Genomic DNA, 25525 nt, shown 5'->3' with positions numbered 1-25525 from the left:
ATGAAGCAACTGGCACTGGACATTGGCCTGGCAACCGGGCCCAGCCTGGAGAACTTTTGCGCCGGCCCCAACCTGGCCGCCCTGCGCCACCTGGAGCTGTGGGTAGGCGCCAAGGCCCAGACCGGTGCCGCCAACCGCTCCCCCGTTCCCACCTACCTGTGGGGCGGTTCGGGCAGTGGCAAGAGCCATTTGCTGAAGGCCGCCCGCGAGGCCCTGCGCGAGCAGGGTGCCCGTGTGGGTTGGCTGGACGCGGCAGTGATGGAGCCGCCAGAGTTCGACGAAGGCTGGGCCGCTGTGCTGATGGACGATGTGCACCTGTTCACCGCCACACAGCAGCATGCCGCCTTCAACTGGTTTGTCAACGCCCAGACCCACCAGCGCCCGGTGTTGGCCGCCGGGGAATGGGCGCCGGTGGACCTGAAGCTGCGCGACGACCTGCGCACCCGCCTGGGCTGGGGCCACATTTTCAACCTGCAACCCCTGAGCGAGCCCGAGCGGCGCTCGGTGCTGCGTCAGGCCGCCGATGCGCGGGGGGTCTTCCTCAGCGACGAGGTCATGGACTACATGCTGACCCGCTTCAGCCGCGACCTGGGCAGCCTGATGGAGTTGCTGCAACTGCTGGACGGCTACGCCCTGCAGACTCAGCGCGCCATCACCATACCGCTGATCAAATCCATGATGGACAACAACTAATGCCAGAGATGACGAATTCGAGCGCCGACAGGCCGCCCTTAGGCGCGAAGGCCCCCTCGGGGGGCAGCGAACCACACGCAGTGGGGAGCGTGGGGGCTAGAGTCGCCCTTTTTGATTTAGACCACACACTGATACCCATTGACTCGGACCACGCTTGGGGCGAGTTCACGATCGCGCGGGGCTGGGTGGATGCGACCGAGTTCAAGCGCCAGAACGACGCCTTTTACGAGCAGTACAAGGCCGGCACGCTGGATGTCCACGCCTATGCGCGCTTTGCCACGGCAGCCATTTGTCGCCAAGGTGCTACTAATTCAATAGCTGCTCATGCAGATTTCATGAGGGCTACCGTCCAAAAATCCATACAGCCGCAGGCGCTGGAGCTGGTGCGCCAGCACCAGCGTGCGGGGGACGTGGTGGCCATAGTCACCGCCACCAATGAGTTCGTCACCCGCCCCATTGCCCAGGCCTTCGGCGTGGACGAGCTGATTGCCGTGGAGCTGGAGCGCGAGAGCGCCACCGGTGACGGCAGCGGCTGGTATACCGGTGCCATCCGCGGCGTGCCGTCTTTCCGCGAAGGCAAGGTCGTGCGGGTCGAGGCCTGGCTGCAGGCGCGCGGCCTGGGTTGGGACCAGGTCCACACCACCTTTTATTCAGACTCCATGAACGATCTGCCCCTGCTGGAAAAGGCCACGGTCCCCGTGGCCACCAACCCCGACGCGCGGCTGCGCGCATTGGCCCAGGAGCGCGGATGGCGCATACTCGACCTTTTTTAGGTAGTAGTTGATAGATTTTGAGGGGCCTTGTGCCCCGGTTGGTGGAAGAAAGACAGTCGCGGCGCAAGCTTGCTACACATACAGCAGCGATCCGTTGCGCAAGAGAAAAAAGAATGATCAAGAAATTTATCGACAAATTGCTGGGCAAGACCACGGGCGGTGCTGGCGGCAAGAAGGCCAAGTTTGGCAAGCGGGTGGACGTGCCGGTGGCAACCCACGGCATAGACCCCAATTTGGTGGACGAGCGGGCCATCAACGTGGTGCGTACCCTGCAAGATGCTGGCTTTGAAGCCTATGTGGTGGGCGGTGCCGTGCGCGACCTGCTGGTGGGCCTGCGCCCCAAGGACTTTGACGTGGCCACCAATGCCACGCCCGAGCAGGTCAAGGGCCTGTTCCGTCGCGCCTTCATCATCGGTCGGCGTTTTCGCATCGTCCACGTGGTCTATGGCCGTGGGCGCGAACATGAAGTCATCGAGGTCTCCACGTTTCGGGCATACCTGGACAACGCCGCGGCCGAGCAGGTTGCGGGCAACGAGCAGACCAGCCGTAGCGAACTGGCCGGCATGAAACACGCCGTGGACAGCAGCGGCCGCGTGCTGCGCGACAACGTTTGGGGCCCGCAGGAAGAAGATGCGGTGCGCCGCGATTTCACAATCAACGCCATGTACTACGACCCGCAGACCCAGATCGTCGTGGACTACCACAATGGTTTCAAGGACGTGAAGAACCGGGTCATCCGCATGATCGGCGATCCGGCTACGCGTTACCGCGAAGACCCGGTGCGCATCATCCGCGCCGTGCGCTTTGCCGCCAAGCTGAGCCCGTTGGGCTTTGCGCTGGAAGCCAAGACCTCGGCCCCGCTGGTCAAGTCGCAAGAGCTGCTGGCCGATGTGCCGCAAAGCCGTTTGTTTGACGAGATGCTCAAGCTGCTGCAGACCGGCCATTCGCTGGCCTCCATCGAAACGTTGAAGAAGCTGGGCCTGGCGCGCGGCATCTACCCGCTGTTGGACGTGGTGGTGGAGCGCGCAGAGCAGCCTTTTGTCAGCGCAGCCTTGAAGGACACCGACCGCCGCGTCGGCGAGGGCAAGCCGGTGGCGCCCAGCTTCCTGCTGGCCTGCGTGCTGTGGGCTGATGTGCGCGAGGGCTGGAATCGCCGCCTGGCGCAACGCCAGCATCCGCATCCGGCGCTGATGGAGGCGATCGACGAGGTGTTCCACGCCCGAATTGGCGATGTGTCGGGCGGCGGCAAGCTGGCCGGCGACATGCGCGAGATCTGGGTCATGCAGCCCCGCTTCGAGAAGCGCGTCGGCAGTTCACCATTCGGTATGGTCGACCAACCCCGCTTCCGCGCCGCGTTCGACTTCATGCGCCTGCGCGCCGACATTGGCGAGGTGGAAGAGGTGCTGGCCGACTGGTGGCAAGAGTTCAGCATGGCCTCTGACGTGCAGCGCCAGGACTTGGTGGACCAAGTGCGTGAAGAGCAGCAAAAGCGCCCACGCCCGGCGCGCGTAGTGCGCGCGCCCAGGACGGATGCGCCTGCTGGTGGTGATGGCGTAGCCATCTCAGACCATTCAGCTGCTTCCTCAGAGTCCGCATCTGCACCGTACCCTGAAGGTGGTGGCGATGCAGGCGCCCCCCGCAAACGCCGCCGTCGCCGCCGCACCGGTGCGGCCAAGGGCGCCACAGGCGGTAGCCCGAATAGCGGCGATAGTGGGGGCGAATCCTCCGGCGCTTGAGCAAGCGCTTCGGCGTTGTTGTTACCCATGCGTGAATCCGTTACCGCGTATGTGGGCCTGGGCGCCAACCTAGGCGAATCCCTAGTGGCCCTGGCGCTTGCCGTGCAGCAACTGGATTCGACCGATGGCATCACGGTCACGGCCCAGTCGTCGTACTACCGCACTGCGCCTATCGATTCCAGCGGGCCGGACTACACCAATGCCGTCGTTGAGGTGCGCACTTCGCTGACGGCGCCTGCGCTGCTGGCCCGTCTGCAGAGCATAGAAACCGCCGCGGGACGTGAACGCCCGTACCGCAATGCACCGCGTACATTGGACCTGGACATCCTCTTGTACGGTGACGCACAGATAGCAAGCCCCAGCCTCAGTGTTCCGCACCCCCGCATGTGGGAACGCGCCTTTGTGTTGTTGCCGTTGGCGGAGGTTGCACCGCGACGGGTGTCTGCGGAGCAGTTGCGCACAGTGGGGCATCAGGCTATTTCAAAAATTGAAATAGCCCAGTCGTAATGTGCGGAAGGCTTTGGAAGCGGTAGCACCAGGAGCCTCCAGTCGCCCTCTGCTCGTGTTATTTGGCTTTTGTTCTTTAGGAGTTCGGACTTGACTCGGTTCATTACAGTGCTAGCGCTGCTGAGCGTCTACTGCTCTATTGCTATTGCACACTCGGAAGACAACGTTCCTGTTATAGCTGCGCCCAGCAAAGGTGTTGATATACGGGTTCAGTGCCCAAAACAAGTTTCTCCCGAAATACCAAAAGAAGCTATCCAGGCGGGTGTTGTGGGCACCGTAAAGGCCTCTATCAAGATCGTTGATGGTGTGGTGAAAGAAGTTTTTATTATTTCGGGCCCGAGAGTCTTTCACGAAGCTGTGCGTGCCGCGATCTTGGGCTACGAATGCACAGGGGATCCCGGCGTAGTCTGGGCAACGCAAGAGTTCGTTTTCGCTTTCAAATAGGCCAATATGCCAAGTCTGATGCTCTATGCGACAAGAATTGACGCCGACACAATTCGCGCTTGGATTAACGAAACGATCGATGTGGCGTGGATCGTAAAAGATCAAGAAAAAGATTGCCACTACCAATGGAGAGCAGTGGCGGAAGTAGACCAGGTGCGACAGCAGCAGTATGCGTTGTGGCACACCAAGAGCGGCCCTCTCAACGTGCCATCAGGAACTGTTGGTGTTGACGATGCCCTGGTAGACGATCCATTTCAAGGGTGGAGTCAGGAACTTGGCTACTCCGGAGCAACGTGTCCGTGGTTCGGAGGTAATCTGCCGGGGCCCTATAGCTTTACGATTGCTGAAGATGGATGCGAGGCTCCGGGCAGCCTTGCGAGGTCGGAGTTTTCTTGGTCGGGCGATAGTTACAAGTCGATAGGAAAACCTGCTCATCCGGCCGCTAGCGCTTGGTGGAGGGAGCTTCGTCGCTTCGTCCAGCGTTCCGCCACTGCGGTCCCATGGGTTGAATCGCTGAGCAATCGCAAGGGCGTTCCATTGGTGTACCTTTTCCCCGACGCCGCGCAGCAAATTGGGCGAGGCCGCCGGCGCGATGTGAATCCGTGGAATCCAAATCGTATCGCCTAGCCTTCCCATCCCTTGAGGTCCACCCCACAGTTGTGCCCCGCACACCTATGGTGCTATTCTCGGCAAAAGAAGAGACAAGCCGCACGTAGGCGCCCTACAAGGAGCAGACACCATGGACCTCAACCGTCTCAAGATCGCCACCAAGCTGTGGCTCTTCATTGGTCTGATCTTGTTGTTGCTGGTCAGCATTGCGGGTGTGGGGCTGGTGCGTAGTGCCGGCATCCTGGGCGAGGGGCGGGCGCAGCAGTTGGTGGCCTACCAGATGGTGCAGGTGGCTACGCGCTGGAATGGTTTGACCGAGACCAACGCGGCACGCAACCTGGCCATCATCGTCAGCAGTGACCCGGTGGTGGGGCAGACCTTCAAGGATGCGGTCACGGCCACCACCAATGAAATCTCCGAGATGCAAAAGCAGTTGGAGAGCCTGCCGCTGACCGATGCCGACAAGGCACAACTGCAGAAGATTGCCGAGCTGCGCAAGTCGGTGATCGCCTTCCGCGAAAAGGCCCGAACCGCGCGGGCGGACGGCAAGGCGGAGGACGCCCTGCAAGTCCTCAACAGCCAATACCTGCCGGCCATGGCCAGTTACATCGCCGCGCAAAAAGAGCTGGTGAAGATGCAAGAGAAGCGGGTCGTCGATGTGCAGAACGAAACGGAGAGCCGCCGCCAGGCCAATAGCGTGGGCATCCTGTTGGGGCTTGCTATCGTTGTGGCGCTGATCGCGGCGGGCACGGTCTGGTTGGTGCGCTCCATTCGTGATCCGCTGGACCAGGCCAATGACATTGCTGCGCGTATTGCCCAAGGCGATTTGAGCGCCCGCATCAGCACGCAGCGGCAGGATGAGTTTGGCAACCTGCTGCGCTCATTGGCGACGATGAACGACTCGCTGGGGCGCATGGTGGCCCAGGTGCGTCTGAGCACCGACAACATCGCCACCGCCAGCGCCGAGATCGCCAGCGGCAACAACGACCTGGCCCAGCGCACCGAGCAGACCTCCAGCAACCTGCAGTCCACCGCCAGCAGCATGGATGCGCTGACTGCCACCGTGCAGCACAGCACCGACAACTCGCGCCAAGCCAGCGCGCTGGCGGCCAATGCATCCATGGTGGCGCAGCGCGGCGGTGAGGTGGTGACCCAAGTGGTCACCACGATGCAGGAGATCGACGCCAGCAGCAAGAAGATTGCCGACATCATCAGCGTCATCGATGGCATTGCGTTTCAGACCAATATCCTGGCGCTCAATGCCGCGGTGGAAGCCGCGCGTGCCGGTGAGCAGGGCCGCGGCTTTGCCGTGGTGGCCAGCGAGGTGCGCAGCCTGGCCCAGCGCAGCGCGGAGGCGGCCAAGGAGATCAAAGGTCTGATCAATACCTCGGTAGAAAAGGTCGAATCCGGCACACGCCTGGTCACCGACGCCGGCGCCACGATGGAAGACATCGTGCAATCGGTGCGCCGCGTGGCCGATGTCATTGGCGAGATCACGTCGGCTGCCAATACCCAGAGCGTCGGCATTGCCGGCGTCAACGAGGCCATTGGCAATCTGGACCAGATGACACAGCAAAACGCCGCCTTGGTGGAACAAAGTGCCGCCGCCGCCGAAAGCCTGCGCGAGCAGGCCGACAGCATGAAGCAGGCAGTGGCGGTGTTCCGCGTGCCCGAGCAGCACCAACAGCAGCAGCGGGGCTTGGCGGTCAGGTGATGCTGGTGTGGCGCACGCAGTTGCGCCCGTCGCGCTTGGCGTCGTAGAGGGCCCGGTCGGCCGCTGCGACCAGATCCTCCAGGCTCAGCGAGGCATGGGGTATGACGGACACCACGCCAAAGCTGGCGGTGAAGCGCAGGGGTTTGCCGTCGCATTCCACGCGCAGCCGGTCGGTGGCCCTGCGCAACTCCTCGGCCAAGGCCAAGGAGCCGGGCAGGTCTACCCGGGTCAGCGCGATGACAAACTCTTCGCCACCATAGCGGGCTAGTATGTCCCCGGCCCGGTCTATGCGCGGGCGCAGCATGTCGGCGAGCGCGCGCAGGCAGGCGTCGCCCGCCGGGTGGCCGAAGGTGTCGTTGATGCGTTTGAAGTGGTCGATGTCCAGCAGAACGATGCTGATGTGGGCCTGTTGGCGTTCGGCCCGGCGCAGCTCGGTCAGGGCTGCGCCGTCAAAGAATGCGCGGTTGCCGATTTGTGTCAAGCCGTCGGTGGTGGACAGCAGCTGCAACCGCTCGTTGGCCATTCGCAGTTGCTCCATGGCGGCATTGAGGTCGTTGGTGCGAGACAGCACGCGCTGCTCCAGCTCCTGGTTGGCCTGCTCCTTGGCACGTATCAGCGCGGCCTGGCTGGCGCGGGCCTTGCGCGCATGGCCCAGGGCCACGGCCTGGGCGTTCAGGCGCAGCGTGCGGTCGTTGTTGATGCGGTCGGCCAGCGTGAACGACAGCAGCATCACCAGCATGACGATGCCGATCTGCGAGGCGTTTTCGGTCCACAGATTGGTCGGTATCCAGCCAAACTTGCTGGCATTGAGCACGGCAATGCCAATCAAGATGGCGGTCCAGGCCAGGCAGTAAAAGCGTGCGAAGCGGGCGCCTTGCAACCAGCGCCAGTAGCCCAGGAACAGGGCGGTGATGGTAATGGGCAAGGTGATGGCCGCAGCCACCCGTATGGTCCAGCTATAGGGCAGCACAAAGCTCAGCACAAACAGCGCGGCGCTCAGCACCATCAGGCCGCGTACCAGGTAGTAGGCGGGGCGCGAGAAGCTGCGCAGCTTCAAAAAGCTGTCGGTGAACAGGCAGGTAAAGACTGCCGAGCTGGCGGCGAAGGTGGATATCGCAAAGCTGTTCCAGCGCACGGCCTCCGGCCACACATAGGCAAAGGTGTAGCCGGTCAGCGTCAGGTGGAACATCAAATAGCTGGCGACAAAGCTGATGTAGTAGAAGTAGTTGATGTCGCGGGTGGATATCCACACAAACAGGTTGTAGACCACCATGATCAGCAGGATGCCGATGACGGCGCCCTGGGCCAGGTTTTCGTCGTTGCTGGCGGCATGGAATTGCACCGGGTCCCAGATGCGCAGTGGCGCCTCTATGGTGCCGGTGGAAGCCAGGCGCAGGTAGATCTCGTTATTGCCGGGTGCCAATTGCACCGGCATCACGAAGTTGCGGTGGCGCACGGCGCGCTGCACAAAGGGTTGCTCGTCGCCCAGGCTGTAGCGGGTTTGCAGCGTATTGCCGACGAAGTGGTAGAGCCGCACGTCGTCCAGAAAGGGGATGGGCAGTTCGATGAAGCGGGCCAGCGGCCGCGGGTCGCGGTTGTACAACTGGAAGCGAAACCAGTAGCTATCCGCAGTGAAACCAAAGTTGGGGGATTGGCGGGTGATGGGCTGCCAGCCATCCTTCTCGGCCCGCACCCGCTCCAGGTCCCTGGTGCCCGTGCCGTCCACCAGGACACCCATGCGGGTGCCCAGCTCGAACCGGCCGGGGCCGTCGGAATTGAATTCAAAAGCCGGAAAATTGGCACTGCCCAAGGCCGCGCTGGGGCTCGCGGCCACCGGCTGCGCAAATGCCAGTGCCAGCGCATACAACAGCAGGGCCAGGCAGTTCGCGAGCATGGCAGCAGTGTGCCAGTTTCACCGCTGGATGGAAATGCCCTATGGCGGCAGTAAGGCACCGGCCGTCGCCTGGGTGGCAACGGCCGTGGATGACCAGATTAGGCTAGTTCGGCGATCAGTTCGATCTCGACACAGGCACCCAGCGGGACCTGGGCCACGCCAAAGGCGCTGCGGGCGTGGGCGCCCTTTTCGCCACCAAAGACTTTGCCAATCAGCTCGCTGGCGCCATTGGTGACTAGGTGTTGCTCTGTGAAGTCGGGTGTGGAGTTGACCAGGGACATCAGCTTGACGATGCGCTTGACCTTGTTGAGGTCGCCCACGGCGGCGTGCAGCGTGCCCATCAGGTCGATGGCCACAGCGTGGGCGGCCGCCTTGCCTTCTTCGGTGGTGATGTTCTTGCCCAGTTGGCCCACCCAGGGCTTGCCATCTTTCTTGGCGATATGGCCGCTCAAGAAGACCAGGTTGCCGGTCTGCACGAAGGGCACATACGCGGCTGCGGGAATGGCCACGGGTGGCAGCGTGATACCCAGGCTGGACAGGGTGTCGTAAACGTTCATGGGGGTCTCCTTGGCGAAGTGTGTTTTGGTAAATATGCCGCTAGCCCTCGTCGGATATACATGGTGCGCTATCCAATTGATAGTGAATGCGCCGGCGGCCCTACGTGGACTGAGACTGCGATTGTGACTGATTCTGAGCCGGGGCCGAGTCTGGGTTGGCGCCGGGGGCTGCCCAGTCGCTGTGGTCGGCTGGCTCCACGGTCACAGCCACCTTGAGCCGGTGGTGGGCGCCACCGTGGATGACGCCGCGCAGCGGGGACACATCCGCATAGTCGCGCCCCAGCGCCAGTGTGACATAGTCCTCGCCGGGGCTGCCCCAGCCTTCGCGGTTGTTGGTGGGGTCGAAGTCGCACCAAGCACCATCGCCGCAGTCAGCACCCTCGGGTGCGGGCAGGTAGACCGACACCCAGGCGTGTGACGCATCGCTGCCCACCAGGCGCGGCTGGCCGGGTGCTGGTTGGGTCAACAGGTAGCCACTGACATAGCGCGCCGGCAGGCCATAGGCGCGCACGCAGGCAATCATGATGTGGGCAAAATCCTGGCACACACCCTTGCGCTGGCCCAGGGCCTGAAGGGCGGGGGTATTGACCTCGGTGCTGTGGCTGTCGTATTCAAAGCCGTGGTAGATGCGCTGCATCAGGTCGCGCACCGCCAGTTGCAGCTTGGGCTGGTTGGCAAAGCTGGGGCGCGCATAGGTGGCAAAGTCGCTGTGGCGCGGCACATAGGGCGATGCAAAAACAAAGTCGGCGGCGGCATCAAAGGTCTTTTTTGCGCCGTAGCGGAAGTGCTCGCGCACGCTCTCCCACGCGATGGCGTTCTCTCGCTCCGCCGGCGCCTGGGTGGACACCAGGCTGCGGGCCACCACCTGCAGCTTGGTATGCGCGGCCTGCAGCGAAAAAAAGGCCCGGGTATTGCCATACACGTCTTGTGTGGCGGTCTGCTGGGCCGGCTCTGGCGTGATGAACAGCGCGTGGCTCAGCAGCTGCTGGGTGGCCGTGGAGCGGGGCTGCAGGTAGGCCATGTGCTGGGCAATGTCCACCGCCGGCGTGTAGTCGTAACAGGTCTCGTGGGTGATCTGCAGTTGCATGGCCGATCCCTCTACGCGCCCAGGCTTTGGCCGCCTTCGCCCGAATGGGTGAAGTAGGTGGCGCCGATTTCCTCGGACACCTGGTAGGCCGCCTCGTTGCAACCCTGCAGCAGGTCGGTCAGGGCGGCGTATTGCAGGCCGGGGCCGGCCTCGCACAGGGCTTCCAGTTCCCACAGGTTGGGGTTGGGCACGCTGTGCGACAGCAGGCCCAGCTGGTCGGGCGCGCTGCCGGCCAGCTTGGCCAGGCGCCCGCGCAGTGTGTGCGCCACCCAGGCCAGGGCGCGGGGGTTGTCGCGGTCCAGCACCAGCAGTTCCACCAGGGCCGCAATGGCATGGCTTTGCTGGTACTGGCCGTGGAAGGTGATGGTGCTGTCAAACAACGCCACCATGGCTTCAAAGCCGCCATCCTGGTGCACCGATTCGGTTGCAAAGCCGGTCTGCAGCGCGCGGGACAAGAAGCCCAACCGCTCCACATGGCGGCCAATGCTGAGCAGGCGCCAGCCGTCGTCGCGCGTCATGCGGTCCGTCTGCAGGCCGGTGACGGCGGCCAGATGGTCGCTGGCGCGCTTCAGGGCGGTCAGCGCATGCAGGGCCGAGTAGTCGGCACCGGTGGGCGTGTGGGCGCAGCTTTGGAAGAAGGCTACTTCGGTGCGCTGCATCAGGCTCCAGTGCTCTTGCGACAGGCGGTCGCGGACGGCGGCACCGGCCAGGCGCACGGCGCGCAGGTTGTAGCCCACGCTGGTGGCCTGATTGCTGCTGCCCAGGCTGGCGATCAGTGAGCGCTCGAATACGCGGCGGGCCTGGGGCGCGGGCGTGGGGGCTGGCACACCAGCCAGCACCAGGTTGTTGTTCAGCGCCATCTGGCCCAGCCAGTTCAGCAAGGTGGGAGACGACTGGTCTTCACCGGCCAAGCTCTCCAGAGTCAGCCGGGCCAGGCGCACGGAGTTCTCCGCACGCTCGGTGTAGCGGCCCAGCCAGAACAGATTTTCGGCAGCCCGGCTGGTGACCTGGCGCTTGCGCAAAGCCAGCGCGGCCGGGGTCAGCGGTGGCTGCAGCAGCGTGGTCTTGTCGACCGGGCCGTCGGTGATGGCCCAGACGTCGGCACTGCTGCCGCCGTGCTGCATGGAGGCCACATCCACCCCGGCGCCACCCGCTACCCGGGCCAGGCCACCGGGCAAAACGCCCCAGGACTGTGGCCCTTGCGACAGCGCAAACACCCGCAGCATCACCGAGCGCGGGACGATGCCCTGGCCCTTTTCGTCGCGCTGCCAGGTGGGCATTTGCGACAAGGGCATGTAGTCTTGCACGGTGTGGTCGTCGGCATGCAGCGCGATGCGGCCGGCCCATTCGGCCAATTCACGCTCCGAGAGCTTGCGGCCCAGCACCGCGTCGAAATTGCCATGCACGGCCGAGCCGGGGTAGGTGGGCTTGATCGCGCAGCTTTGCAAGCGGGGCAGCACGGCTTCCATGGCCGAGCGTTCGCCGCACCACCAGGTGGGCAGGGCGGGCAGCAGCAGTTCTTCACCCAGCAAGTGGCGGGACAAGGCTGGCATAAAACCCAACAGGGCGGGCGACTCCAGAAAGGCCGTGCCCGGCGCATTGGCCACCAGCACATTGCCGGCGCGAATCACCTGCAGCAGGCCCGGCACGCCCAGTGTGGAATCGGAGCGCAGTTCCAGCGGGTCCATGAACTGGTCATCCAGACGCTTGAGCAGGCCGTGTACCGGCACCAGGCCGCGCAGGGTCTTCAAGAACAGTCGCTGGTCACGCACGATGAGGTCATTGCCCTCCACCAGCGTCAGCCCCAGGTAGCGGGCCAGGTAGGCGTGCTCGAAATAGGTCTCGTTGTAGGGGCCGGGGGTCAGCAGCGCGATGTGTGCGTCCTGCCCCACCGGGCTCATGGCCTTGATGCTGTCAATCAAGGCGCGGTAGGTGCTGGCCAGGCGCTGCACCTGCAGGCTCTCAAATGCCTGGGGGAACAGGCGTGACACCGCCAGCCGGTTCTCCAGCAGATAGCCCAGGCCCGATGGCGCCTGCGTGCGCTGCGAGACCACCCACCAATTGCCGTCCGGCCCACGGGCCAGGTCAAAGGCGGCGATGTGCAGGTGCGAGCCGCCAACGGGCTTGACACCATGCATGGCGCGCAGGTAGCCGGGGTGGCCCTGCACCAAGGCGGGCGGAATCAGGCCCTGGGCCAACAGCTCTTGCGGACCGTAGACATCGGCCATGATCCGGTCCAAGAGGCGCATGCGCTGCGCAATGCCCGCGGCCAGATGCTGCCATTGGTCGGCGGAAATGATCAGCGGGAAAAGACCTACCGACCAGGGGCGCTGCGGGCCTTCGGCGTCGGCATAGACGTTGTAGGTGACGCCGTTGTCTCGAATCTGGCGCGCCAGATTGTCCGAGCGCAGGTTCATGTCGCCCAGCCCGTCGGACTCGGCCTTCTCAAAAAAATGCTGCCAAGCCCCCGAGATATCTGCGTCTTCCGCTATGGATTTGCTAGCGCCCTCTGTGGCTGGGGTTGCGGCGGAAACCCGCTCCCGCAATTCGTCGAAGTGCCCGGGCATCGCGCTGCGGGGCGCATGGGCTAGGTCAGGAACGGACGGCAATTGCTCTGGCACGGCGGCAACAAGGGCAGGGGATTCGGATAGAGGGCTCACTGCCCTGAAGTATGCCGTAAACCGTTTACGGGCTGCCTGGTTGGTGCGCGGGCCCACAGACCCGGTAGCGGGCGCGGAGCATACTGGGCGGCACTATGGTCCGAATTGAACTACAGCTTGCACTGAACTACCAGGTGGACCAGTGGGGCGCCGACTTTGTATTCAACATCCACGCCGCGCAAACCGCGAGCCAAAAGGTGGTGTCGGAAAAAATCCGCGTGAGCCAGCCCGTGGAGGCCTATATGTACACCGATCCCTTCTGCGGCAACCGCTATATGCGCCTGCATGCCCAGCCGGGGGAGTTGAATGTGTCCTATGCCGCCACGATAGACCTGACCCACCACTTCGCCGACCCCGATACGGTGGATGAAGTGCCGGTGCGCAATTTGCCGGCTGAGGTGATGGCCTACATCTATCCCAGCCGCTATTGCCAATCCGACCGGCTGCTCAAGCTGGCCAGCGACACCTTTGGTGCGCTGCCGCGTGGCTATGGTCGGGTGCGGGCCATTTGCGACTGGGTGCACCAGCATGTCACCTTCACCTCCAACAGCTCCACCAGCAACACCTCGGCCGTGGACACGCTGGTCGAGCGGGTGGGCATCTGCCGTGACTTCGCCCACCTGATGGTGGCGCTGTGTCGGGCTTTGAACATACCGGCGCGCTTCACCACCGGTACCGACTACGGTGCCGATCCCACGCTAGGCCCTCCGGATTTCCACGCCTACGTGGAGGTCTATCTGGGCGACCGCTGGTATATCTTCGATCCGTCGGGCACGGCCATTCCGATGGGGTTGGTGCGCTTTGGCACCGCGCGCGACGCGGCTGACGCGGCCTTCGCCACGATATTCGGCACGGTGCAATCCCACGCGCCGGAGATTCACGCGCGGGCCGTGGTCGACCCGCAACTGGGCACGGTGCTGCCGATGCATGGCGAGCGGGCCTTGTCCACTGCCGAAGGTCCGCGGCGGGTGGGTAGCGCCTAGGCCCCCTGCCATATCTTGTAAGGGCGGCCGAGCGGCCGGCGGCGTGGGTGTTTAAGATGCGTCCGTATAGTTCCACCCACGCAAAGGACGCTCCACCATGCCCAAGAAAAGTACTTCCTCCTCTTCCCGGCCTACCGCCTTGGTGACCGGCGCCTCGTCGGGTATTGGCGAGGCCTTGGCTGGTTGCTTCGCTGCGGATGGGCACGACGTCATTCTGGTAGCCCGCAGCGAAGGCAAGCTCAAGGCCCTGGCGGAGAAGCTGGCCAGTGAACATGGTGTCGCGGTGAGTGTGCAGCCTGCCGACCTGTCCCAACCCGGAGCCGCCGCGCAATTGCTGGCCGCGCTGTCGCGCAAGCACAGCCGCGGCGTTGACGTGCTGGTCAACTGCGCCGGCGTGCTGGAGCAGGGCGCGTTCACGGGCATAGACCACGCCAAGCACCAAGCCATCATCGACCTCAACATTTCTGGGTTGACGGCCATGCTCAGCGCCTTTGTGCCCGGCATGGTGGAACGTGGGCGTGGGCGGGTGCTGAATGTGGCCTCGGTCGCAGCATTCCAACCCGTGCCCACGCTGGCCAGCTACGCAGCCAGCAAGGCCTATGTGCTGTCGCTGTCCGAATCGCTGGCAGAAGAGCTGCGCGGTACCGGCGTCACTGTCACCACGTTGTGCCCCGGCATCACGGCCACCAATATGCTGACCCAGGCGGCCGGCGCCAACGATAAGCTGGGCCAATTGCCCAGCTTCCTGATCGGCGATGTGCGGCAGGTGGCCGACATGGCTTTTGCCGCCACGATGAAGGGTGATGCCATCTGCGTGCCCGGCGTCATCAACCAGGCGGCCATGATCGCGTCGCGCGGCACGCCCAAGTGGCTGGTGCGCCGCATTGGTGGCCTGATTGGGCGCAAGGCTTTATAAGCTCTTGTTAAGCTATTGGCATGACGACCAATAGCTTTTTGCCGCCCTGTATTGCGCCCGACGCGCTGATTCCAACCCTGCACCGGCAGGGCTATGCCGTGCTTGACGCGCAGAGCGTGGCCACACTTGCCCAACTGTCACTGGCTAACCTCAATGCCTTGCTGCCCGGCTGGAACGATTTACCACCGGACCAGTACCTGAAGGACGGTGGCCGCTACCGCCGCCGCCGCCATGCCAGCTACCAGGTGGAAGGTGACACAGTACAGGCAGTGCCCCACCGTGCCCACTGGCAGCCGCTGGACTACAACGCCCTGCACGGCGGCATGCAGCGCTGGTTTGAACCCGTGACCGCGGATACATCGGCGTTGACCGCCTGGAATGGCCTGATGCGGTTCTTGGGCGGGGTGTCGTCATCGCTCAAGGGTGCCCAAACCTGGTTTGTGGAGGCGCACCAGTTCCGCATTGATACCACCGACGGCATTGGTCGCCCCACGCCCGAAGGCGCGCACCGCGACGGCGTTGATGTGGTGGCGGTCTTTCTGGTGGGGCGCCATGGCGTCAAGGGCGGCGAGACCCGCGTGTTTGAAGCGGCAGGCCCCAACGGCCAGCGGTTCACCTTGACCGAGCCCTGGTCGCTGCTATTGCTGGATGATGCCCGCGTCATCCACGAGTCCACACCCATCCAGCCGCTGGAGGTCGGTGGTCACCGCGATACGCTGGTCATTACCCTGCGCGCCCATGGATTCCAAGACGATAGGCCCCCTAGAATGTCTGCAGAGCCGGAATAACCGGTCAAAAGAGGAACCCTATGTCGTGTTCGCCCGCTGAGCTCAAGAAGAAAAGCGACGAATTTTTATCCAAATGGAGAGCTTGCAAGGACCACCCCGGCATTGACGGGTTTGTGGAGTTTGCGGTCGCCGTATCGAGCTTCACCGAGTTTCTGGACGCCAAGGGCCTGCCGGGCCTGCACCAAAGTGCACGCGCCGTCGAACAGCAGGTGCTGTCACAGTTCGACCGCTGGAACAGCGACCCCGTACCCGACGCCCCCATGGGCGACCTGGATGGCCAGATCACCGAATTCAGCCTGCGCATCCAGGCCTTCCTGGACGAGAACAACGATCCCAACCCCGAGCGGCGCCTGCACCAGGAGAGCGAGGTCGTCACCGATTTGTTGCCGGTCAAAAAAATCTGGCTGGTTACGTCGGTGCCCGAGTCCTGGAAAGAGGTGGTTACCCAGGCGGGGTACTTCAATATCCAGGTCGAGGTCTGCGGCCCGGTCTATGACCAAAAGGCCACACAGGACCCCACCATCGTGCTGGTCGATGCCAATGGCTTGCAGCCTACGGCCTTCATCGTGCGGGTCCAGGCCTTGCGCGGCCGGTTTTCGGCCAGCAGTATCGTCGGCCTGAACCTGCCGTCGGACTTTGAAGGTTTGAAGCTCGCCTTGCGCGTGGGTTGTGATTTTTGCTTCCCGGTGGGCACGGCGCAGTCGGCCGTTATGGCCCGCATCGTCAAACTCTGCGGCAGCGAGGAAGAGCCGCCCTACAAGGTGCTGGTGGTGGAAGATTCCAAGACGGCCAGCACGTTGATTCAGCGCACGCTGAAGGAATCCGGAGTGGAATCCATGGCCATTTCCAAGCCGCAAGAGGTGCTGACGGCCCTGGCCAAGTTCCAGCCCGACCTGGTGCTGATGGACATGTACATGCCGGGCTGCACCGGTGTGGAGGTGACCCGTGTGATACGCCAGCACGAAGAGTTTTTGTCCACGCCGGTGGTCTATCTGTCGGCCGACACCAGCATCGCACTGCAGGTGGATGCACTGCGCCTGGGCGGCGACCATTTTCTGACCAAGCCCTTCAACCCGGTGGTGCTCAACGCGGTGGTTCGCAGCAAGATCGACCGCTACCGCATCCTGCGCCGCTCCATGTACTTGGACAGCTTGACCGGGCTGTTGAACCACACAAGCTCCAAGCAACGGGTGGACACCTCGGTCAACACGGCGTTGGCGGACAACACGCCGCTGTGCGTGGCCATGATCGATATCGACCACTTCAAAAAGGTCAACGACACCTACGGCCACCCCATGGGCGACCAGGTGATACGCAGCATGGCCTGGCTACTCAAACAGCGCTTGCGCAAGACCGACTCCGTGGGCCGTTACGGCGGCGAAGAATTCATGGTGATACTGCCGCAAGCCGATGCGGAACGGGCCGCCCAGTTGCTGGACCGCATCCGCGTGGATTTCTCGAAATTCCACCACCCGGTCAAAGCGACATCGTTTGCCTGTACTTTCTCTTGCGGCATTGCGCAGCTGGCGCCCGGTATCAGCGCCCAAGCTCTGGTCAAGCAGGCCGACGAGGCCTTGTACAAGGCCAAGCACCAGGGGCGGAATCAGATTGTGGTGGGTCAGTAGGAATATCTGATCACAACCCCAACCCTCGCGCCAATGATGCAACCGCATCCAGCGTAAACGCCTGTTCGCGCAGCCGGCCCAGCACCTCCTGAGCATCCAGGCACACAAACTCCTGCACCTCGCCGTCCTGATTGCTCAGTCGCTGTTGCGGCTTAAGCGTCAGGTTGAACACCAACAGGGTCTCATCGTGCCAGCCCTCGGGCTCCGCACGCCGGGTGCGTACCCAACCGGAATCTAACAGCGCAGTACCGTCTTTCGGCCAGTGCAAACCGGCCTCTTCCCATAGTTCGCGCCGGGCGCAGACCAGCGGGGATTCGCCAGCTGGCAGGCCACCAGCGGTGATGTTGTCCAGCAGGCCGGGGTCGGTGGCCTTGCTGGCGCTGCGCCGCCCGCACCACAGCTTGCCGTCGGGTGTGAAGCCGTTGATGTGGACAGCATGGCTCATCAGCCCCAGAAAGCGAAAGCCGGCGCGTTCTACGGCCCATAGCGGGGGCTGTGCTAGCGCGGGCTCGGTGCAGCCGTCGTACCAGAAGGCGAAGCGCTCGTTGCGCCAGCCGGGGATCAGCCCTTGGGCATGGCAGGCTTGCAAGAACTGTTGCAAGTAGTCGCTGCGCTCAGCACCGCTCCACTTCAAGCAGTCCCAGATCAAACCGCTTTCGTCTTGTCGGCAGCTTGGCAGCAATGCCAGCAGCAACTCCGCTCGGTCGGGAGGCAGCAAACCCAAGTGTTGGTCTGGCGTGCGCCAAGCCACCCAGCCTGTGGGTGGGGCTTGCTGGCATTGGACCAGCAACTGCGCCAAGTGGGAACGCCCGGCGGCACCCAGCGCGTCGCGGAAGGCTAGAGCACTAGCGGGAAGCGGGTGATCGGAAGAGGATTTCAGGGTTGCTCGCCATTGAGGATGCGGGCCTCTATGGTACGCAATGCCTGGTGCAGTGTGGCTACGGACTCTACGATCTCGTGGGCACCGGCATCGCGCAGACGCTGGGTCGCGCCCTCCATCGCCACCGCGCGCTCGTCTTCGCTGGCAACCACCCACTCGTCCCACGACCATCCCAATGCATTCCCGCTGGCGGCCACGCCCACGGTCCAGCAGCCGGCATTGCGGCCCTCGGCGATGCCGGGCGCGGTGTCATCCACCTTGACGACATGCCCAGGGGTATCGGCCACGCCCAACACGGTCATGCAGTGCTGCATGCCTTCGGGGCTGGGGCGGCTGTGGGTGACGTCGTCGCAGCAGACCACGGCGGCCGGGATAAAGCCAGCAGAGGCGGCCTCGGCGATCAGCGGGGTCATGATCTTGCGCGTGTAGCCCGTGGTGGTGGCCACGCCCACGCCCTGCACGCGCAGGCTGGCATAGGTGTCCAGAAAGCCGGGGATGAAGTCGCTGTGCTCCAGCGCCGCGCGGGCGCTCATGGGCTCGAACTCGCGCAGCAGCGCATCGGCATCGGCGGCGGTGAAGGGCCGGCCTTTGACGGTCTGCCACTGCGCGGCCACCTCGGGCATGGCGCCCAGGGCCTGGATGTGGGCCAGCTTGGGCAGGCCCATGGGAACGCGGGCCTGGTCGATGCTGATGCACACGCCATGGCTGGCGAATAGCGAGACGAATGCCCCCATGGGTGCCAGGCTGCCAAAGTCGATGATGGTGCCGGCCCAGTCGAATACAACGGCGCGTACGGTCATGGTTGTGTCTCCTTACCCGTGAGGGCTTCTTCGGCCAGCGCGAAGGCGGTGCTCATGCCGGTGCCGCTGACCACACTGAGCAACTGCACGCCGGGCAGCACGGTGTCGATGAAAGCGTCTTGTGAAGACGCACTGGGGTAGATGCCGGTCCAGCGCTCCAGCACCTGGTAGTGGCCCAGGCACAGCAGGCGCTGCATCTCGGCGCGGATCAGGGTGTCCACTTCTTCTTGCGCAAAGGGCAGCACGGCGTCACCGTAGTGGTGGGAGTCGCCCACCACCAGCGAGCCGTCGGCGCTCTGCACCACGATGAGGTGTATGCCATGGTGCAGCTCGGCCGCGCATTCGGTGCGCAACCGGTCGTGCAGGCGCTGGGCACCGGGCAGCTCGGCATAACCGCGGTAGCGCACCAGGCTCAGGTCGCCCATGACGCCGGCGCCCAGGCGGTAGCCGGCGGGCGGGCGCACGCGCAGCATCTGCAACTGGCACAGCTGGGTCTGGCGCTGCACAAAGCTCTGCGGGAACAGCGTGCGGATGTCCGGCCCCGGGCACACCACGATGCGCTCGGCTTCCAGGTAGCGGTTGTCGACGTATACACGCCCGCTTTCGACCTGGCGCACAGCCTGACCCATGTGGAACTGCACACCCTGGGCCGCCAGCCACAGGCGCAGCCGCTCGACGGCCACGCGCGATTCGATGCGCAACTCATGCGGGCTGTACAGCGCGCCGCGCACATGGGCGTGGGCCAGGTGGGGTGCGCGTTCACGCAGCGCAGCGGCATCCAGCCACTCCAGGCGGTGGCCCTCCGGCGTGTCCAGCAGTTCGCGCAGCACGTCTTCGGCCTCAGGGCGCTGGGCCAGTGTCAGCAGGCCGGAGTGTTCGATGGCAATGCCCGCCTGGGGTGCGACGGCGGCCCAGATGTCGCGTGAGCGCAGGGCGCGCCGCCACGTGGTGCCGCTGCCTTGGCCAGTGACGGTGATGAAGCCGAAGTTGCGGATGGAAGCGCCCACGCACAGCGTGTCGCGCTCCACCACCTGCACGCTCAGGCCCTGCTGGCGCGCGGCCCAGGCCACGGCCATGCCGACCATGCCACTGCCCACGACGAGCACATCGGTTTTATGCGGGGCTTGCAATGAAATTCCTTCCACGGGGTGATTGCATTTCGGTCTGCAGCAGGTGCTGGCCTGCCGCGTCGGTGCGCAGGTCGCGCGGGGTGATGTCCAGCGCCCGCAGCCACTCGTGCAAGGCACGGCTGCTCAAGGGCTCGGACTGGGCAAATATTTGCGCCAAAGCATGCTCACATTCGGCACTATGGCCCAGGGCCAATTCCCACACCATGGGCAGCCACACGGCGCAGGCCTGGCCGTGCGGCAGGCCTTCCTCCAGCGTCAGCCGGTACGAAAGCGCATGGGCCAGCGCCGTCTGGGTTTGCGACATGGCCAGGCCCGCCATCAGGCTGGCGCGGCTGAGCGCGGTGCGTGGCTCCAGCGCTTGCGGCTGGGCCAGGGCCTGTGGCAGTGCGCGCACGATGTCTTGCGCGGCCTGCACCGCCAGACCCGTAGTCAGCGGTGAGGCGCGGTGGTTCCACAACGCCTCCAGCGCATGGGCCAGGCTGTCCAGCGCGCAGTCGCGCGTGATGGATGCGGGGCAGCTTATGGTCAGTGCAGGGTCCACCAGCGCCACATCGGCAAAGCCCATTTCGGGTGCCCAGGCCAGCTTGCGTGCCGGCTCCGCGCTGGTGTCCCACACGGTGGCCGTGCGCGTGACCTCGCTGCCGGTGCCCGCCGTGGTGGGAACGCACCACAGCGTGTGGCGCATGGCCGTTTTGGGCAAAGTGCTGGCACGCCAATGGGCACGCACGTCGTCTGCTGTGCACAGTGGCATGCGCCAGCGCAGCACCTTCGCCAGGTCCAGCGTGGTGCCGCCACCGATGGCCAGCACCAGCGCGTCGGGGTGCTGCTGCAACTCGGGCCACAGGGCCTGGCAATGCTGCTCGGCCTGCTCCAGCGTGGACAGCCCGGGCGCGACGTTGCGCCAGGCCAGGCAGCGGGCGTCCAGCAGCGCGTGCACCCGTTCACTGCCTGCAGCGCCCAACGCCACCGGGTCTGCCAGCACCACCACGGGCTGGGTGGCGGTGGCAATGTGTTGCTGGGTACCGGGGCCGAAGTGGATGCGAACCGGGTTGAACCAGTTCAGATGAAGCGTTTGCGCAGCCATGCGGAGAACAAGTCAATCAAGGACACCGACACGATCAGCATCAGCAGCACGGCGCAGGTCTGCGCATACTGGAAGCCGCGAATGGCCTCAAACAGGATCACGCCGATGCCGCCGGCGCCGACCATGCCCACCACCGAGGCGGAACGCACATTGGACTCAAAGCGGTACAGCGAATACGACAGCCACAGCGGCATGACCTGCGGGATCACGCCATAGGCCAGCTCGGCCAGCTTGTGGGCGCCGGTGGCGCGTATGCCCTCTACCGGGCGGGGGTCTATGGCCTCCACCGCTTCAGAGAACAGCTTGCCCAGCGTGCCCGTGGTGTGCACAAACAGGGCCAGCACGCCGGCAAACGGGCCCAGGCCCACGGCCACGATGAACAACATCGCAAACACCATCTCATTCGTGGCACGGCAGGCATCCATGATGCGGCGCGTGGGTTGGTGTATCCACGCGGGCGCCACATTGCTGGCGCTCAACAGACCCAGTGGCACGGCGGCCAGTACGGCCAGCACCGTGCCCCACAGGGCGATGTGCAGCGTGACCACCATTTCTACCAAGTAGAGGCGCCAATCCTTGAAGTCGGGCGGGAAGAAGTCGCGGGCGTAAGTGCCCATATTGCCCGCGTCGCGTATCAAATCCAGCGGACGGATCTCCGCCCCCCGCCAGGCCCAGGCCAGGATGGCGATCAGGCCTATCCAGACCAGGGGGCCTTTCCAACTGCCGCGGTTGGCGGCGGCATGCTGGTTGAGCAGTTCCAGCGCCGTGGGCTGCGGCGCTGTGGAGGCGTGTGCGAAGGACATGCGAGACCGTATTTCCGTCTACTTGGCGACGACGGCGGCCAGCTTCTTGTCCAGCTCGGCCAGTTGCTTGCTCTTGTCGGCGGCGGTCAATTGCTCGTCGTTCTCCACCTTGCGGCGGTCCTTGAACAGCTCCAACTGGCGGGTAGGGATCAACTGGTCGTTGTTGGACTCACGAAAGCCACCGTAGTTGAGGATGTTCTTGAGCACGGCTTTCTCGCCGGCATCGGTCTTGGCATAGCCGATAAGGAAGGATTTGAGCTTGGCTTTGACAGCAGGGTCCAGGTCCTTGCGGTAGACGATGGGGTCGCTGGGGATCAGCGGGCTCTTCCAGATCACGCGCAGTTTTTCGGCCAGCTCGGGCTTGGTGGCTTCGAGCTTGTCCATCTCTTCGGTATTGTTGGTGGCCACGTCCAGCTGGTTGGCCAGCACGGCCTGGATGTTGGCGCCATGGCTGGCATTGCGTATGGTCTTGAAGGCGGTGCGGGCGTCCACATTGTTCTGCGCGAACACGTAGTAGCTGGGCACCAGGAAGCCGGATGTGGAATTGGGGTCGCCAATGCCGAAGTTGATGGACTTGCCGTTCTTCAGCACATCGTCCAGGCTCTTGTACGGGCTGTCCTTTTGCGTGATCAGCAGGGCGCGGTAGCCAAAGGTGCCGTCGGCATACATCAGCTGGGCAAATACCTCGCCGCTGGCGCGGTCCACTGCCTCGATGGCGGCTTTGTTGCCGTACCAGGCGACCTGCACCTTGTTGAAGCGCATGGCTTCGATGACGCCGGCATAGTCAGGTGCATAAAAGGCCTTGACCGCCAGGCCGGTCTTCTTCTCCATGTCGCGGAAGAAGGGCTCCCAGCGTTCGCGCTGCACGCTGGCCGAGTCGGTGGCGATGATGCCGAAATTGATGTCCTGGGCCAGGCTGCCCAGGCTGAGGGTGGCCAACAGGGTGGCGGCGGCAAGGTGCAAAGCTTTCATCGTGCGAACTCCGGGTTCAATACAAAGACAAGGGGGGAAAAAAATATTTCAGGCGGCGAATGCCATGCCCGGTGCCAGTGGCACGGCGGCAGGCGCTTCGTGCGCGGGGGCATCGACCAGCAACTCTTCGGAACTGGCGCCATACAGGTGGCGCAGCGTGGCGTCGTCCAGCGCAATGGGCGGGCCGTCAAACACCAGTTCGCCAGCGCGCAGCGCCAGGATGCGGTCGCAGTACTTGCGGGCCATTGCCACGTTGTGCAGGCTCACGACCAGGGTCATGCCCTGTGTGCGGTTGAGGTGGTGCATCAGGTCCATGACACGGCGCGCGGATTCGGGGTCCAGTGAGGACACGGGCTCGTCCGCCAGCAGGATGCGCGCACCCTGCACCAGGGCGCGGGCCACGGCGGCACGCTGCTGCTGCCCGCCCGACAGGGTGGACGCGCGCTGGAAGGCGTAGTCGGCCAGACCTACCGAGGCCAGTGCCTCCAGAGCCTGCAGTTTTTCGTCGCGGGTGAAGTAGCCGCTCAGTGATCGCCACAGCGGCATGCGGGGCAAGAGGCCGGTCAGCACGTTGTGCAGCACGTCCATGCGGCCGACCAGGTTGAACTGTTGGAAGATGATGCCGGTCTGGCGGCGCAGCTGGCGGATGTTGCCGCTGAGCCGACCCCCGGCCTGCAGGTTCTCCCCGAAGAGGCTTACGCTGCTGTTGTGGCCGTCCAGGCGCTCCAGACCGCAGATGCTGCGCAGCAGGGTGGACTTGCCCGAGCCCGACGCGCCCAGCAGGCCTATGCACTCGCCGGGGCGTATCGTGGCACTGACGCTATTGAGCGCCTTGCTGCGGCGGTTAAAGGATTTGCTGGCATCAAGGATGCGGATGGCGACGGACGCGGACGATTGCATGGCCGGCATCATCGTGGTGGCTTGTGAAACATTGATGACAAGCGTTTGGTGGAGCTTGTCATCGCCGTGTCTCAACACGACCTTAGGGTTGCCGCATGCAATCTGTAGATGTAGACAACATTCTGGACCTGCTGCGCAGCCGCGGCTCCATGGCCTATGCCGGTGAAGCGGTCTCGCAAATGGAGCATGCCTGGCAATGCGGGCAGTTGGCGCGCCAGGCGGGTGCGGCGCCGGCCCTGCAACTGGCCTGCTGGTTGCACGACATCGGCCATCTGATGACGGACCTGAGTGGTAGCCCCACGCTGCACGGTGTGGACGATGGGCATGAAGCCCTTGGCGCTGTCCTACTGCGCCAGCGCTGGGGCGACGCCGTAGCCGAGCCCGTGCGACTGCATGTACAGGCCAAGCGCTACCTGGTGGCTACGCAGGCGGCCTATGCGGAGCGTTTGTCGGCAGATTCGATGCGCAGTCTGGCGTTGCAGGGCGGGCCCATGTCTGCGTTGGAGGCCGCGCAGTTTGCCGCCTTGCCCCATGCGCGCGATGCGCGGCGTCTGCGTGTGTGGGATGACCTGGCCAAGGACGGGAGCGTGGCGCCAACGGATGTGGACACCTGCTTGAACACCCTGCGCGCGCTGATGGCGGAGCTACCCACGCCCGCCCCTGCAGCGGTGGGTGCAGGCCTGGATCGTATTCGGAAAATAGGGCTGTAGCCCTCGTATACATTGAATAGTGCGCTATAAAAATAGCAGCACTATGCACTGCGACTCGATTTACATGCGTTCAAAAATCGCGGCAATACCCTGGCCGCCGCCAATGCACATCGTCACCAGCGCGTAGCGGCCCTGGATGCGTTGCAGCTCATACAAGGCCTTGACGGTGATCAGCGCACCGGTAGCGCCGATGGGGTGGCCCAGCGAGATGCCGGAGCCATTGGGGTTGACCTTGGCCGGGTCCAGGCCCAGGTCGCGCGTCACGGCGCAGGCTTGGGCGGCAAAGGCTTCGTTGGCTTCGATGACGTCCAAGTCCTGGACGGTCAATCCAGCCTTCTTCAGCGCGGCTTGCGTGGCGGGTACGGGGCCAATGCCCATGTACTTGGGGTCCACACCGGCGTGTGCATAGGCGACCAGGCGGGCCAGCGGCTTGGCGCCACGCGCCTTGGCGGCGCCGGCTTCCATCAGCACCACGGCCGCAGCCGCGTCGTTGATGCCGGACGCATTGCCAGCAGTAACCGTGCCGTTTTCCTTCAGGAAGGCCGGCTTGAGCTTGGCCATGTCGGCCATGGTGGCGTTGGCGCGGAAGTGTTCGTCCGTTGCGTAGGCCACATCACCCTTCTTGCTCTTGAGCATGACGGGCATGATCTGGTCCTTGAAGTAGCCGGCCTCCGTGGCACGCTGGGCACGGTTGTGGCTTTCGACCGCAATAGCGTCCTGCTCTTCACGGCTGATGCCCCACTTGGCGGCGATATTTTCGGCCGTCACGCCCATGTGGATGGTGTGGAAGGGGTCGTGCAGCGCGCCAATCATCATGTCCACCATCTTGGTGTCACCCATGCGGGCACCCCAGCGGGTGTTCAGCGACGCAAAGGGTGCGCGGCTCATGTTCTCGGCACCGCCGCCGATGGCGATGTCGGCATCGCCCAGCAGAATGCTTTGGCTGGCCGACACAATGGCCTGCAGGCCGGAGCCACACAGGCGGTTCACGTTGTAGGCGGGTGTGCCTTCACCACAGCCACCGTTGATGGCGGCCACGCGGCTGAGGTACATGTCCTTGGGTTCGGTGTTGACGACGTGGCCAAACACCACATGGCCCACATCCTTGCCGTCCACATTGGCACGGGCCAGCGATTCGCGCACGACCTGGGCGCCCAGTTCGGTGGGGGCGATGTCTTTGAGGCTACCGCCAAAGGTACCAATGGCGGTGCGCACGGCGCTGACTACGACTACTTCACGGGTCATGGGAAACTCCTGTTA

Annotated in this window: 24 protein-coding genes; 12 read left to right on the top strand and 12 right to left on the bottom strand. The window is 64.1% G+C overall.

All coding sequences use genetic code 11. The annotated features are described in order from the left end of the window. From hda to AC07OO_RS01935, 7 genes are all read left to right on the top strand, one after another. On the top strand, nucleotides 1-693 hold the full coding sequence (hda, locus tag AC07OO_RS01965; RefSeq protein ID WP_495080373.1) for a DnaA regulatory inactivator Hda: 693 nt from the start codon (nucleotides 1-3) through the stop codon (nucleotides 691-693). Nucleotides 694-782: 89 nt separating this feature from the next. Further along, nucleotides 783-1466, top strand: coding sequence for a histidinol-phosphatase (locus AC07OO_RS01960; RefSeq protein ID WP_495080372.1), 684 nt, complete (start codon nucleotides 783-785; stop codon nucleotides 1464-1466). 113 nt (nucleotides 1467-1579) lie between these two features. Then, nucleotides 1580-3202, top strand: a complete 1623-nt coding sequence (gene pcnB, locus AC07OO_RS01955) for a polynucleotide adenylyltransferase PcnB (RefSeq protein WP_495080371.1) — start codon at nucleotides 1580-1582, stop codon at nucleotides 3200-3202. Between the two features lie 27 nt (nucleotides 3203-3229). Beyond that, entirely contained in the window at nucleotides 3230-3709 is a 480-nt protein-coding gene (gene folK / locus AC07OO_RS01950) for a 2-amino-4-hydroxy-6-hydroxymethyldihydropteridine diphosphokinase (protein ID WP_495080370.1), read from the top strand. 90 nt (nucleotides 3710-3799) lie between these two features. Further along, nucleotides 3800-4153, top strand: a complete 354-nt coding sequence (locus AC07OO_RS01945; protein WP_495080369.1) for an energy transducer TonB — start codon at nucleotides 3800-3802, stop codon at nucleotides 4151-4153. 6 nt (nucleotides 4154-4159) lie between these two features. After that, entirely contained in the window at nucleotides 4160-4780 is a 621-nt protein-coding gene (locus AC07OO_RS01940; protein ID WP_495080368.1) for a hypothetical protein, read from the top strand. 112 nt (nucleotides 4781-4892) lie between these two features. Then, a complete protein-coding gene (locus AC07OO_RS01935) occupies nucleotides 4893-6476 on the top strand; it encodes a methyl-accepting chemotaxis protein (protein ID WP_495080367.1) in 1584 nt (527 codons plus the stop codon). On the opposite strand, the gene AC07OO_RS01930 is transcribed toward AC07OO_RS01935, so the two are convergent. The 4 genes from AC07OO_RS01930 to AC07OO_RS01915 form a co-directional block, all read right to left on the bottom strand. Further along, nucleotides 6469-8370 (bottom strand): sensor domain-containing diguanylate cyclase, encoded by a 1902-nt coding sequence (locus AC07OO_RS01930; RefSeq protein WP_495080366.1) that lies wholly within the window; start codon nucleotides 8368-8370, stop codon nucleotides 6469-6471. The genes AC07OO_RS01935 and AC07OO_RS01930 overlap by 8 nt on opposite strands. 98 nt (nucleotides 8371-8468) lie before the next feature. After that, entirely contained in the window at nucleotides 8469-8927 is a 459-nt protein-coding gene (locus tag AC07OO_RS01925; RefSeq protein WP_495080365.1) for a RidA family protein, read from the bottom strand. A 100-nt stretch (nucleotides 8928-9027) separates the two neighbouring features. Continuing rightward, nucleotides 9028-10014, bottom strand: a complete 987-nt coding sequence (locus AC07OO_RS01920) for a transglutaminase family protein (RefSeq protein WP_495080364.1) — start codon at nucleotides 10012-10014, stop codon at nucleotides 9028-9030. A gap of 11 nt (nucleotides 10015-10025) precedes the next feature. After that, nucleotides 10026-12674: a circularly permuted type 2 ATP-grasp protein gene (locus AC07OO_RS01915; protein WP_495080363.1), complete on the bottom strand. Its 2649-nt coding sequence runs from the start codon at nucleotides 12672-12674 to the stop codon at nucleotides 10026-10028. A gap of 95 nt (nucleotides 12675-12769) precedes the next feature. Here AC07OO_RS01915 and AC07OO_RS01910 point away from each other — a divergent pair, with 95 nt between their 5' ends. The 4 genes from AC07OO_RS01910 to AC07OO_RS01895 all read left to right on the top strand — a co-directional run bounded on the left by AC07OO_RS01910 (nucleotide 12770) and on the right by AC07OO_RS01895 (nucleotide 16986). Next, nucleotides 12770-13657 (top strand): transglutaminase-like domain-containing protein, encoded by an 888-nt coding sequence (locus tag AC07OO_RS01910; protein WP_495080362.1) that lies wholly within the window; start codon nucleotides 12770-12772, stop codon nucleotides 13655-13657. Nucleotides 13658-13754: 97 nt separating this feature from the next. After that, complete coding sequence (locus AC07OO_RS01905) at nucleotides 13755-14573, top strand: SDR family NAD(P)-dependent oxidoreductase (RefSeq protein WP_495080361.1); 819 nt, start codon at nucleotides 13755-13757, stop codon at nucleotides 14571-14573. Between the two features lie 20 nt (nucleotides 14574-14593). Continuing rightward, nucleotides 14594-15361, top strand: a complete 768-nt coding sequence (locus tag AC07OO_RS01900) for a 2OG-Fe dioxygenase family protein (protein ID WP_495080360.1) — start codon at nucleotides 14594-14596, stop codon at nucleotides 15359-15361. 20 nt (nucleotides 15362-15381) lie between these two features. After that, on the top strand, nucleotides 15382-16986 hold the full coding sequence (locus tag AC07OO_RS01895; protein ID WP_495080359.1) for a GGDEF domain-containing response regulator: 1605 nt from the start codon (nucleotides 15382-15384) through the stop codon (nucleotides 16984-16986). 10 nt (nucleotides 16987-16996) lie between these two features. On the opposite strand, the gene AC07OO_RS01890 is transcribed toward AC07OO_RS01895, so the two are convergent. From AC07OO_RS01890 to phnC, 7 genes are all read right to left on the bottom strand, one after another. Further along, a complete protein-coding gene (locus tag AC07OO_RS01890) occupies nucleotides 16997-17785 on the bottom strand; it encodes an NUDIX hydrolase (RefSeq protein ID WP_495080358.1) in 789 nt (262 codons plus the stop codon). 77 nt (nucleotides 17786-17862) lie between these two features. Next, nucleotides 17863-18666: a phosphonoacetaldehyde hydrolase gene (phnX, locus tag AC07OO_RS01885; protein WP_495080357.1), complete on the bottom strand. Its 804-nt coding sequence runs from the start codon at nucleotides 18664-18666 to the stop codon at nucleotides 17863-17865. Continuing rightward, entirely contained in the window at nucleotides 18663-19796 is a 1134-nt protein-coding gene (locus tag AC07OO_RS01880; protein WP_495080356.1) for a TIGR03364 family FAD-dependent oxidoreductase, read from the bottom strand. The genes phnX and AC07OO_RS01880 overlap by 4 nt, the downstream gene beginning before the upstream one ends. After that, nucleotides 19780-20880, bottom strand: a complete 1101-nt coding sequence (locus AC07OO_RS01875; RefSeq protein ID WP_495080355.1) for an iron-containing alcohol dehydrogenase — start codon at nucleotides 20878-20880, stop codon at nucleotides 19780-19782. The genes AC07OO_RS01880 and AC07OO_RS01875 overlap by 17 nt, the downstream gene beginning before the upstream one ends. Beyond that, nucleotides 20856-21683 (bottom strand): phosphonate ABC transporter, permease protein PhnE, encoded by an 828-nt coding sequence (gene phnE, locus AC07OO_RS01870; protein WP_495080354.1) that lies wholly within the window; start codon nucleotides 21681-21683, stop codon nucleotides 20856-20858. Before phnE ends, AC07OO_RS01875 begins: the two co-directional genes overlap by 25 nt. Nucleotides 21684-21701: 18 nt before the next feature. Beyond that, on the bottom strand, nucleotides 21702-22655 hold the full coding sequence (gene phnD, locus AC07OO_RS01865; RefSeq protein ID WP_495080353.1) for a phosphonate ABC transporter substrate-binding protein: 954 nt from the start codon (nucleotides 22653-22655) through the stop codon (nucleotides 21702-21704). A 48-nt stretch (nucleotides 22656-22703) separates the two neighbouring features. Further along, nucleotides 22704-23555 (bottom strand): phosphonate ABC transporter ATP-binding protein, encoded by an 852-nt coding sequence (gene phnC, locus AC07OO_RS01860; protein ID WP_495080352.1) that lies wholly within the window; start codon nucleotides 23553-23555, stop codon nucleotides 22704-22706. Between the two features lie 95 nt (nucleotides 23556-23650). On the opposite strand from phnC, the gene AC07OO_RS01855 reads away from it, so the two are divergent. Further along, the gene (locus AC07OO_RS01855) at nucleotides 23651-24265 is read left to right on the top strand and encodes an HD domain-containing protein (RefSeq protein ID WP_495080351.1); all 615 of its coding nucleotides are present in this window, start codon (nucleotides 23651-23653) and stop codon (nucleotides 24263-24265) included. 60 nt (nucleotides 24266-24325) lie between these two features. Here AC07OO_RS01855 and bktB read toward each other — a convergent pair whose 3' ends face one another. Beyond that, nucleotides 24326-25510: a beta-ketothiolase BktB gene (gene bktB, locus AC07OO_RS01850; RefSeq protein ID WP_495080350.1), complete on the bottom strand. Its 1185-nt coding sequence runs from the start codon at nucleotides 25508-25510 to the stop codon at nucleotides 24326-24328. Nucleotides 25511-25525: the final 15 nt, after the last annotated feature.

It is taken from the genome of Rhodoferax sp. GW821-FHT07G04, assembly GCF_059418585.1.
This window is presented reverse-complemented; position numbering and strand designations above follow the sequence as displayed.